This window comes from Prevotella sp. P6B1 (assembly GCF_000702825.1).
GTDB lineage: Bacteria > Bacteroidota > Bacteroidia > Bacteroidales > Bacteroidaceae > Prevotella.
Genome location: NZ_JNKF01000010.1, coordinates 477060 through 488512 on the forward strand (window position 1 = coordinate 477060; position 11453 = coordinate 488512).

An 11453-nucleotide genomic window follows, 5' to 3' on the forward strand; every position below is an offset into this window, starting at 1 on the left:
ATTGTAAATTGTAAAATTGTACATTGAAATGGGAAATCCAAAAGCATTTTTAGAGATACACCGCCAGGAGGCGGGTTACCGTCCGATTCACGATAGAATCCACGATTTTGGCGAGGTAGAGCAAACGCTCAGCACTCGCGAACGCAAACTGCAGGCCAGCCGCTGTATGGATTGCGGTGTGCCCTTCTGCCATTGGGCCTGTCCGCTGGGTAACAAAGCACCCGAGTGGAACGACGCCCTGTACAAAGGCGACTTTGAGTTGGCCTACCAGTTGCTGAACACCACCAACCCCTTCCCTGAGTTTACTGGTCGTATCTGTCCTGCACTGTGCGAGAAGGCTTGCGTGCTGAACCGCTTTAACCACGAGCCAACCACCAACCGCGAAGATGAGTGCGCCATTACCGAGATGGCATTCCAGGAGGGCTTTATCGTGCCTAAGACCGATATCGCCCGCAACGGAAAGAAGGTGGCTGTGATTGGTGCCGGCCCTGCCGGACTGGCTGCTGCCAACGACCTGAACCACATGGGATATACCGTTACCGTGTTTGAGAAAAACGAAGCTGCAGGCGGATTGTTGCGCTACGGTATTCCTAACTTTAAGCTGAACAAGGCCGTTATCGACCGTCGTATCGCCCTGCTGGAGCAGGAGGGTATCGAGTTTAAGTACGGTCAGACTGTAGAGGTGAACGACGCCTTTGCCAAGGAGTTCGACGCTGTGGTAATCTCAACAGGTACACCAACAGCCCGTGATCTGAAGGCTCCTGGCCGCGAACTCAAGGGCGTACACTTCGCACTCGACATGCTGTCGCAGCAGAACCGCGTGCTGGCAGGCATGGAGTTCAGTAAGGACGAGCGCGTTACAGCTAAGGGTAAGGATGTACTCGTAATTGGTGGTGGTGATACTGGTTCTGACTGTATCGGAACCGCCCATCGTCAGGGTTGTAAGAGCGTTACCCAGATTGAGATTATGCCTAAACCCGTTGAGGGGCCCGAAGACCCACAGAACCCTTGGCCCGAATGGCCTCGCACTCTGAAGACTACATCGAGTCATGAGGAGGGCTGCACCCGCCGTTGGAATATCAATACCCTGGAGTTCCTGGGTAAGGACGGTAAACTTACTGGCGTAAAGGTACAGGAGATAGATTGGAAACCAAATCCCGAAGGCGGACGTCCCATCATGGTTGAGAAGGGTAAGCCCGAGATTATAAAAGCTGAACTGGTATTGTTGGCTATGGGATTCTTGAAGCCAGAGCATCCGCAGTATGCTGATAATGTGTTTGTGTGTGGCGATGCGGCCAATGGCGCCTCTCTCGTAGTGCGCGCTATGGCTAGCGGCCGCCAAACGGCCCAAAAAGTTAACGTATTCCTGTCTAAATAGTTAAACATGAAAGTTCATTTCACCAAGATGCACGGCTGTGGTAACGACTACATCTATGTTGATACCACGAAGTACAATATACCCGACCCTGAGGTGGCCTCCATTAAGTGGAGCCACCGCCACAAGGGCATCGGTTCCGATGGACTGGTGCTTATTGGCAAGTCAACCGTATCTGAGGCTGACTTTACCATGCGTATTTTTAATGCCGACGGTAGCGAGGCTATGATGTGCGGTAATGCCAGCCGCTGTATTGGTAAGTACCTTTACGAGCGCGGCATGACCAATCAGACAGAGATTTGCCTGCTCACCCTCTCGGGTGTTAAGGTGCTCAGTTTGCATGTAAACGGTGGTATTGTAGAGAGTGTTACCGTAGATATGGGTGAGCCCGTGCTCGAAAATGAGTCGCTGTTTTTGTCGTCACGTTGCCCCGGTCACGGCACATTCGTATCAATGGGCAATCCTCATTACGTGATATTTACCGATGATGTAGATCAGGTAGGTGAAACGGGTAGGGCCTTGGAGCATCATCCTGCATTTCCCCAGCGCTGCAACATTGAGTTTGCCCGTGTTGAGCCCGACGATAGTTTGCGTACTCGTGTTTGGGAGCGTGGCAGTGGTATTACTCAGGCTTGCGGTACTGGCGCCTGTGCCACCGCTGTGGCCGCTGCACTTACAGGTAAGGCCGGACGTACATCGCAGATTGTGATGGATGGCGGCACGCTTACCATCGAGTGGCGTGAGAGTGATAACCACGTGTACATGACTGGCCCAGCCGAGTTTGTGTGTGATGGCGAAATCGCCTTATAAAAGGTATTAGTTAAATCCCGTATTTTGATTACAATCTGTAAGAAAATGCATGTACAGAACTTACAATTTGTAATTTTGTTGTAAAAACAAGATAAAAAGTGTCGATAAAATAGGTAATTTACTTTCAATTTGTAGTACCTTTGCATCGAAATCATAGCAAAGTGTAAGCAAATTGTATAACAACATAAACAGTAATTATGGAAGCATTAAGATTTCAGGTTGTCGGCGAGGCTTTTAAGAAGAAGCCACTCGACGTAAAAGCACCAAGTGAGAGACCTTGCGAGTATTTTGGCAAGAAGGTCTTTAATCGTGAGAAAATGTACAAGTACCTGCCCAAGGATGTGTATGAGAAGATGGTTGACGTTATTGATAATGGCGCACGTTTGGATCGTACGGTTGCCGATGCAGTAGCTGCAGGCATGAAGCAATGGGCCACCGAAAATGGCGTTACTCACTATACTCACTGGTTCCAGCCCCTGACTGAAGGTACTGCCGAGAAGCACGACTCATTTATTGAGCATGATGGCAAGGGTGGTATGGTTGAAGAGTTTAGCGGAAAGCTGCTCGTTCAGCAGGAGCCTGATGCTTCTTCATTCCCCTCTGGTGGCATCCGTTCTACATTCGAGGCACGTGGTTATTCCGCATGGGATCCCACTTCTCCAGTTTTTATTATAGATGATACGCTTTGTATCCCCACAGTATTTATCAGTTATAGCGGCGAGGCTCTCGATTACAAGGCTCCGCTGAAGCGTGCGCTTCATGCAGTGAATGTGGCTGCTACTGATGTTTGCCATTACTTTGATCCTACTGTGAAAAAAGTAACCTCAAACCTCGGATGGGAACAGGAGTATTTCCTCGTGGATGAAGGACTCTACGCTGCTCGCCCCGACCTGCTGCTGACTGGTCGTACCCTGATGGGACACGACTCTGCCAAGAATCAGCAGATGGACGACCACTACTTTGGCGCAATTCCTGAGCGTGTAGCTGCTTTTATGCGCGACCTCGAGATTCAGGCTCTTGAGCTCGGTGTTCCTTGTAAGACCCGTCACAATGAGGTGGCTCCCAATCAGTTCGAGCTGGCACCTATCTTTGAAGAAACAAACCTGGCAGTTGATCATAACATGATGTTGATGTCGTTGATGAAGCGCATCGCCCGCAAGCATGGTTTCCGTGTATTGCTGCATGAAAAGCCATTTGCTGGCATCAACGGGTCTGGTAAGCACAATAACTGGAGTCTGTCTACTGACAATGGCATTCTGTTGCATGCACCTGGTAAGACGCCTGAGGCTAACCTGCGCTTTGCAACCTTTATCGTAGAGACCCTGATGGGTGTTTACAAGCATAACGGACTGCTTAAAGCATCTATCATGAGTGCAACCAACGCTCATCGTCTGGGTGCTAACGAGGCTCCCCCAGCCATCGTATCTTCGTTCCTCGGAAAGCAGGTTAGCGAGTTGCTCGACCACATTGAAATGGCCGATAAGGACGATATCCTGGCTATGGCAGGCAAGCAGGGTTTGAAGATGGATATCCCAGAGATTCCTGAACTGCTCATTGATAACACCGATCGTAACCGTACTTCTCCATTCGCCTTCACTGGTAACCGTTTCGAGTTCCGTGCCGTAGGTTCTGAGGCAAACTGCGCCAGCGCAATGATTGCCCTGAACGCTGCTGTTGCCGAGGCTTTGGTAGAGTTCAAAAAGCGTGTGGATGCTCGTATTCCTGAGTTCGAGAAGAAGTTGGCTGGTACAGGTCATAGCGCAACTTTCCACGCTATTATCGACGTGTTGCGCGAGGATATCAAGACCTGTAAACCTATTCGCTTTGATGGCAACGGTTATTCAGACGAGTGGGTTATTGAGGCCGAGAAGCGCGGTCTGGACGTAGAGAAGAGCTGTCCAAAGATCTTTGAGCGTTATCTCGACGAGGCTAGCATCAAGATGTTTGAGAGTCTGGGTGTAATGACCAAGAAGGAGCTTGAGGCACGTAACGAGGTGAAGTGGGAGACTTACACCAAGAAGATTCAGATTGAGGCTCGTGTACTGGGTGATCTGTCGATGAATCACATCATCCCAGTGGCAACCCGTTACCAGAGTGAGTTGCTAAGTAACTTGAACCATATGGCAGTAGTATTCCCTATCGATACCGCCGATAAACTCTCGGCTCGTAACAAGAAAATCATCCAGGAGATTGCTGAACGTACCTTTGCCATTGAGAAGGGTGTAGAGGAACTGGTTGAAGCACGCAAGAAGGCCAACAAAATTGCCGACGAGCACGAGAAGGCTATTGCTTATCATGATACAGTAGAACCACATCTCGACAGCATTCGCTATCAGATTGACAAACTTGAGCTGATTGTTGACGATGCACTGTGGCCACTGCCTAAGTACAGAGAATTGCTGTTCATCCGATAATCGATAAATCAAACAATTCTTTTTTTGGTTGTTTGAAAATCGCGATTGAGCGAAGAAGCCATGCAAGTTGGCTTGTAGATGGCTGAATCGTGAGCGATTTGTTAAAGTTTGCTTTGGGGCTCGATACTGAGATAGTATCGGGTCCTTCTTTTTTATCGTTTACGGGCAATCACATAAATGATAACGGGGGCACCGATGAGGGGGGTGACGGCGTTTAGGGGGATGACACCACTCTCGCCTGGCAGATAGCAGATGAGATTACATATTAAGGCAACTACCGAACCGCAGAGTAAGGTGGCGGGGAGCAGTTGACGATGGTTGTCGGTGGTGAGCAACAGGCGGGCGATGTGGGGGACAGCCAATCCGATAAAAGCTACAGGACCGCAGAAGGCGGTGGTGATAGCAGTGAGCAGGCCAGTTACTATCAGCAACCAGTTGCGAACACGCAAAATGTTTACGCCTAAGTTCTCGGCATAACGATCGCCCAGCATCAGGGCATTCAGAGGTTTTATCAATAATAAAGCGCCTAAAAGGCCTGTTAGCGTTACAATCGCAAACACAGGCATATTGGCCATCGACACACCACCAAACGAGCCCATACCCCATACCATATACGATTTTACACCCTCGTCGGTAGCAAAAAAGTTAAGTAGCGATATAGCCGAGTTGCTGATGTAGCCAATCATAATACCTATAATTAATAGCATCACACTATTGCGAACCAAGGTTGAGAAGAAAAAGATGATGGCCATCACCGTCATGGCGCCCACAAAGGCAGCCAGCAGGATGGCGGCAAAACCTGTTATGCTGACCGAACCTACAGAAAGTCCGCCACCTAAAAACAACATGACCAATGCCACACCTAATCCAGCACCGCTGTTTACACCAAATACACTGGGACCAGCCAGCGGGTTGCGGAAAGCCGTTTGCAGCATCAGTCCGCTTACAGCCAAAGCAGCACCACATAAGGTGGCTGTGATGGCTTGGGGCAATCGCGACTCTAAAATGATGAACTGCCACGAGGCTTTGGCGGCTTCGTTACCCAGAAGAATACTCACTACGTCGCCTGTAGGAATCGATACCGATCCCAATAACAGATTGAGGGCAAAGAGTACGATGACCACTAATCCCAATCCTATGCAATAAACAGAACCTTTGTTCATACAGTGGGCAAAAATACAAAATAATTATCAATTATGAATTATCAATTATCATTTTTCTACGCCATTCGTCACAAAATTACCGTTTATCACACCGTTCGTCACAAATCTGCACAGAATATCCCCAAAATTTGGAGTGTGTTGCAACTATATCTACTTTTGCAACGTCAAAACGACAAAGCTCGAGTTGCAAAATTTAATTGATGAAAGTTATGAAAAAGTTAAGTTTTAGACTGATGGCCCTGATGGCCACAATGATGATGACGCTGACAAGTTCCGCTAAGACACAGGACTGGGGCGGACGCGTGATAGATGAGAATGGCGAACCCATGCCATTTGTAAATGTAGTGCTGCTGTCGCTGCCTGACTCGGCCTTTGTGCAGGGTGCGATGACCAACGAACAAGGCGTGTTTAAGATTGTAACTGATGTAAACGAGGGCTTGTTTAAGGTAACGAGCGTAGGCTATCAGACCTTATATATTAAGGCCGGACAGGATCTTACCCTCCAGATGAAAGAGGATAACCAGCTGTTGAAAGAGGTGGTAGTAAAAGGTCAGTTGCCTAAAACTCATGTTAAAGGCGATGCCATGCGTACTACTGTGGCAGGAACCATCCTTGAAAAAGCCGGAACCGTGAGCGATGCTTTGGCAAAGATTCCTTCGCTCGAAGCCGAGCGCAATGGTGCAGTAAAAGTGCTGGGTCGTGGCGATGCCGAGGTGTATATCAATGGCCGTAAGGTGCAGGATATCTCTGAGTTGTCGCGCTTGCGTTCCGATCAGGTGCTACATGTAGATGTGGTTCAGAATCCAGGAGCCCGCTATGCCGCATCAACTAAGGCTGTGGTTCGCATTACGTTGAAGAAGGCGCAGGGTGAGGGTATCAGTTTCCAGGATAATGCTGGTGGCATGTATCAGTATGGTCATACGCTTACCAATAACCTCGATGTGAATTATCGTACTGGCGGATTGGATCTAACAGCATCGTTCTGGACTGGCAGATATGGTCACAGCAAGTCGTTACAGGAGGATGATATGTATTATATGGTGCCAAATGGCAATGGCAAAGATGTGGTTACCGGCTATACCAAGCAGGAAACCAAACAGATATGGAAAGGTCTCTCGCCACAGCTTCAGGTAAACTACATGATTGACGAGAACCATAGTTTGGGTGCTTTCTACAAGTACGACTATCACCCCAGTGGCAGCCTGACCAGCGATTTTAACACCGACGAGTATCAGAATGGCGTCTTTATGGAGCGTTCGGAGAGTAAAATTAACCAGGATGATAAGTTTAAGAAACACATCTTTAATGCCTATTATAATGGTAAGATTGGTAAGTTGGGTATCGACCTGAATATCGACGGACTTTTCGACGATACCGAAACTCCAGGCAATACCAGCGAGTTTGCCACATCGCCTACTGGCGAGAAAACGCAGCGCACTATCAATAGCAATACCAAGAGCGGTAATAATTTCTGGGCTTCGAAGCTTATCTTCAGCTATCCATTGCTGCAGGGTAACCTCTCTATCGGTGGTGAATATAGCTACAATCATCGTACCGATGCCTACTCGTTTACCGCCTCTGAGGCAGTGCCTGTAACAGCTACCGATACAGAGATTAACGAGAAGTCGGAGGCCGCCTTTATCGAATATGGACATCAGTTCGGAAAGCTGTATGCCCAGGTTGGTTTGCGTTACGAGCATCTGAAGAACGACTATTATAACTTTGGTAAGCGTATGGACGATGAGAGCCGCGACTATGGCGACTGGTTCCCCACCGCTACCCTCTCGGCGCCTATCGGTAAGGTTCAGCTGGCACTCTCTTATCGTCGCGATATCAAGCGCCCAGCCTACAGCAGCTTAACAAGCTCTACCATCTATCTGAACCGTTATGCCTATCAGAGTGGTAACCCATATCTACGCCCCACTTACACTCACAGTTTAGAGCTGAACGTAAACTATAAGTGGATGGGAATGAGTATGAACTACTCGCGTATTAAGGATTTGGAGACGATGTCGTCAGAACCCTTCCCTGGTGCCGATGATCCGCTGGTATGCCTGGTTCGTCCCATCAATACCGAGGAGGACTTCAATCAGCTGGGCCTGAATCCCTATGCCAGTCCGGTTATTGGCTGTTGGCATCCTACCTGGTACGTCTATGTTCAGTTCCAGGATTACAAGGCGCCTCGTGCAGATGGTTCTACCATCACCCTCAATCATCCTTATTGTCAGGTAGGTTGGAATAATACCATCCAGCTGTCAAAGGGTTGGCGTATTAATGCCGGATTGAGTTATGTGCCTAAGGGCGATGCTAATAACTTCCGCATTCACAAGCAGCAGTTCCGTTCTAACCTCGGTGTACAGCACGATTTCAACCTGCGTCGTTTGGGTACACTTACTGCCGATGTACGTTGCAATGATATCTTTAATACCGATAAGACTAACGCCACCCTGTTTGGCCAGCGTGAGTTGACTGTTCGCAATCCAGCCCGTCGTACCTTCATGCTCGACCTGACTTGGAAGTTTAACGAGGCTCATAGTAAGTATCGTGGAAAAGGTGCTGGCGAAAAGCAGAAGGCGCGTATGTAATTTGTGATTAATCATTTTTGCATTTGTAATTAGAACATATTTAAGTTTGTATGAAAAGATTGTTTTTAGGTGCAGCTATTGTTATGCTGCTCATCCCTGCAGTGGCAGGGGTACAGACCAATCAGGCCACTCAGACTGTTCGTGGACAAGTTTGTGATATTGCGTCGGGCGAGCCCATGATTGGTGTAACGGTCACAGTAGAGAACGGTAGTACTATGGCTACCGTCTCTGATGTGGACGGAAATTTCGAAATCAAGAATGTGCCTGTGGGGCGTCATTCCGTCAGAGCCAGTTTTGTAGGCTACGAACCAGTACTGCTTAAGGAGCAGCTGGTTACATCTGGTAAAGAGTTGGTACTCAATTTGCGTATGCGTGAGAGCATCTCCGAGCTGGGCGAGGTGGTTATTAAGCCACGTGTAAACAAGCAGCAGCCATTGAACGAGATGGCTCAGGTTGGTGCTCGTATGTTCAGTGTCGAGGAGGCCAATCGCTATGCAGGCGGAATGGCCGACCCTGCCCGTACAGCCTCTATGTTTGCTGGTGTGGCCACAGGTGGTGCCACCAACGGTATCTCTATTCATGGTAACTCGCCCCAGATGCTGCAATGGCGTGTTGAGGGCGTTGAGGTGGCCAATCCCAACCACTTTGCCGAGATTACCGAGGCTGGCGGCGGTGTGTTTACCTCGCTCAATGGTACCGTGTTGGCTAATAGCGATTTCCTCACAGGTGCCATGCCTGCCGAGTATGGTAACGCCCTCTCGGGTACCTTTGATATGAAGATGCGCGTGGGTAACAATACCAAGTACGAGCATGCCATCCAGGTGGGTACGCTTGGTGTGGATTTTGCCTCCGAGGGGCCGTTGGCAAAGGGTTCTAAGGCATCGTATTTGGTAAACTATCGCTATAGTTTCCTCGAGATAGCCAAGAAACTGCATGCTATCAATATGGAGAACGAGACGCTCGATTATCAGGATCTGAGCTTTAAACTCAATATGCCTACCAAGAAAGCAGGAACCTTTGCCGTGTGGTTTTCCGGACTGATTGACCGCTACGAGAATAAGGTTCCAGATATGTCGGAGTGGGAAACACTTTGGGACATGAACGACTCGTGGTCGCGCCAGCGCAACTGCGCTTTGGGCGTAAACCATACCTACCGCTTTAAAACAGGTGGTACGCTGCACTCAAGTATGGCATTTACAGGCGCCTATCGTAAATTGGGTGTTAACGATTATGATGCCGAAATGAACATGATGCCAGAAATGGCCGGTCGCAACTCACAATGGAATGTGATTATCAGCACCCAGCACCAACACAAATTTTCATCAAGATATACCATGCAGAATGGCTTTGAACACCAGCACTTAGATTTCCACACTTGGATGGATTACATCCACTATACGGGTGGTCCACTCTATCGTGTGTACGATTCTGAGGGCAATACAGGCCTTACCCGCCTTTATACCAACCATAAGGTGGCACTCAGTCGTAAGCTTTCGGCTGTGGCTGGTGTCAATGTCATGTGGTTTAACCTCAACAACCAGTGGCTGGTTGAGCCTCGTGTTAGCATGCAGTACAAAACATCGGCATCCAGCACGCTCTCGCTGGCCTATGCCATGAACAGCCGCAAGGAAACTACCGATACCTATTTTGTATTGATGGACGGTAAGAATCCCAATAAGGATTTAGGATTGACTCGCTCGCATCATATCTCAGCCTCGTTCGCTCAGCGTTTGGGCGAGAACGCTATGCTGAAGATTGAACCCTATTGGCAGTGGTTGTTCGATGTGCCCGTGGAGTTAGGCACCAGCTATTCTATCCTGAATCATCGCAAGTTCTTCCAGGATCGTGCTTTGGTTAACGAGGGTGCAGGTCGCAACTATGGTATCGACTTTACCTTGGAGCGCTACCTCAAGGATGGTTTCTATGGTATGATTACTGCCACTCTGTTTAAGTCGGAGTATCGCGATGCACAGGGCCAGTGGCACCACTCGCGCCACGATCACCGCTACATTACCAATATCCTTGGGGGTAAGGAGTGGATGATGGGAAAGGCCAAAAAGAATGTGTTCGGCATCAACGGCCGATTAACCATGATGGGAGGCGATCGCTATACCCCAATCCCAGATGGTATCACTTTTGAGAAGGTGATGATGCGCCCAGATAAGTCGATACCCGAAGACGAGAGTATGGATCCCTTTACCAAGCAAAAGGGTATGAACGTGGGTTATGCTTTCTCGGTTAAGTACACTATCAACAAGCGTCACACCTCGCACCACTTCATCCTGGAATATCTGCAGATGAAGACGTTCCAGGGGCAGACGTTTGATCTGCGTTCCCACGAGATTGTCGACAAATTCACCTCGCTCACATTCCCGAATATAGCCTATCGTGTAGAGTTTTAGTAGATGATAATTGTCCCGTTCGTCACAAATCTGCACAGAATATCCCTAATATTTGGCATGTGATGTAGTTATTTATATCTTTGCAGCGTCAAACAATCGAAATGTGGAATTTCAAAAATAAGAGAGTTATGAAACCAAGAACGATTATCGGATTAGTTTTAGTTGTGGGCGGCCTGGTTAAGTTGGCTACCATCTGGGGAATTATTCATTGGGAGTGGTTCGAAACCATGACTGAAGGTCCTTGGAGCATGTACTTCAGCATCTGTTTGATAATATATATAGGTGCGCATCTGATTGTCGACAGTTATCGTCGCGACCCCGACCAGTGGTTGCAGCGCCCTCTGCCCATTGGCGAGGATGGCAAGCGTATTTGTTGTAGCGTGCATTATGGTGGCGATGAGTATATCTTCCGTGGCGAGCAGTTTCATGGTGCCCGTCTCGACGCTTTCTGTGGCGGTATCCGTATGGACTTGCGCGAGGCTGTGATTACAGAGGACGAGGAGATTGATATCCACACCTTCTGTGGTGGTGTCGAGCTCTTTGTGCCAGCTCATGTCAATGTATTGATAAAGAGTCGCAGTTTCATTGGAGGCGTAGGCAACTCAACCGTGCATGTGCCTGATAAGGATGCCCCTTGTCTACACGTCGTAGCCAGTAACTTCTTTGGGGGAGTTGATGTCAAAAACTAGTATGAAGTTTTGTTA

At 48.6% G+C, this 11453-nt stretch carries 7 protein-coding genes; 6 read left to right on the top strand and 1 reads right to left on the bottom strand.

Annotated elements, in window-relative coordinates; all coding sequences use genetic code 11:
- Positions 1 to 28: 28 nt before the first annotated feature.
- The 3 genes from T495_RS0102960 to T495_RS0102970 all read left to right on the top strand — a co-directional run bounded on the left by T495_RS0102960 (position 29) and on the right by T495_RS0102970 (position 4599).
- Entirely contained in the window at positions 29 to 1378 is a 1350-nt protein-coding gene (locus T495_RS0102960) for a glutamate synthase subunit beta (protein WP_028904105.1), read from the top strand.
- A 6-nt stretch (positions 1379 to 1384) separates the two neighbouring features.
- Positions 1385 to 2185 carry a diaminopimelate epimerase gene (gene dapF, locus T495_RS0102965; RefSeq protein WP_033147513.1) on the top strand — a complete coding sequence of 267 codons (801 nt, stop codon included), beginning with the start codon at positions 1385 to 1387 and terminating at the stop codon, positions 2183 to 2185.
- A gap of 197 nt (positions 2186 to 2382) precedes the next feature.
- Positions 2383 to 4599 (top strand): glutamine synthetase III, encoded by a 2217-nt coding sequence (locus tag T495_RS0102970; protein WP_028904103.1) that lies wholly within the window; start codon positions 2383 to 2385, stop codon positions 4597 to 4599.
- A gap of 152 nt (positions 4600 to 4751) precedes the next feature.
- On the opposite strand, the gene T495_RS0102975 is transcribed toward T495_RS0102970, so the two are convergent.
- Positions 4752 to 5762, bottom strand: a complete 1011-nt coding sequence (locus T495_RS0102975; RefSeq protein WP_028904102.1) for an iron ABC transporter permease — start codon at positions 5760 to 5762, stop codon at positions 4752 to 4754.
- A 209-nt stretch (positions 5763 to 5971) separates the two neighbouring features.
- Between T495_RS0102975 and T495_RS0102980 the strand changes: the two genes are divergently transcribed.
- From T495_RS0102980 to T495_RS15040, 3 genes are all read left to right on the top strand, one after another.
- Positions 5972 to 8347, top strand: coding sequence for an outer membrane beta-barrel family protein (locus T495_RS0102980; RefSeq protein ID WP_197020328.1), 2376 nt, complete (start codon positions 5972 to 5974; stop codon positions 8345 to 8347).
- A 50-nt stretch (positions 8348 to 8397) separates the two neighbouring features.
- The gene (locus T495_RS0102985) at positions 8398 to 10749 is read left to right on the top strand and encodes a carboxypeptidase-like regulatory domain-containing protein (protein WP_033147514.1); all 2352 of its coding nucleotides are present in this window, start codon (positions 8398 to 8400) and stop codon (positions 10747 to 10749) included.
- Between the two features lie 128 nt (positions 10750 to 10877).
- Positions 10878 to 11438, top strand: coding sequence for a LiaF domain-containing protein (locus T495_RS15040; RefSeq protein WP_197018868.1), 561 nt, complete (start codon positions 10878 to 10880; stop codon positions 11436 to 11438).
- Positions 11439 to 11453 lie beyond the last annotated feature (15 nt).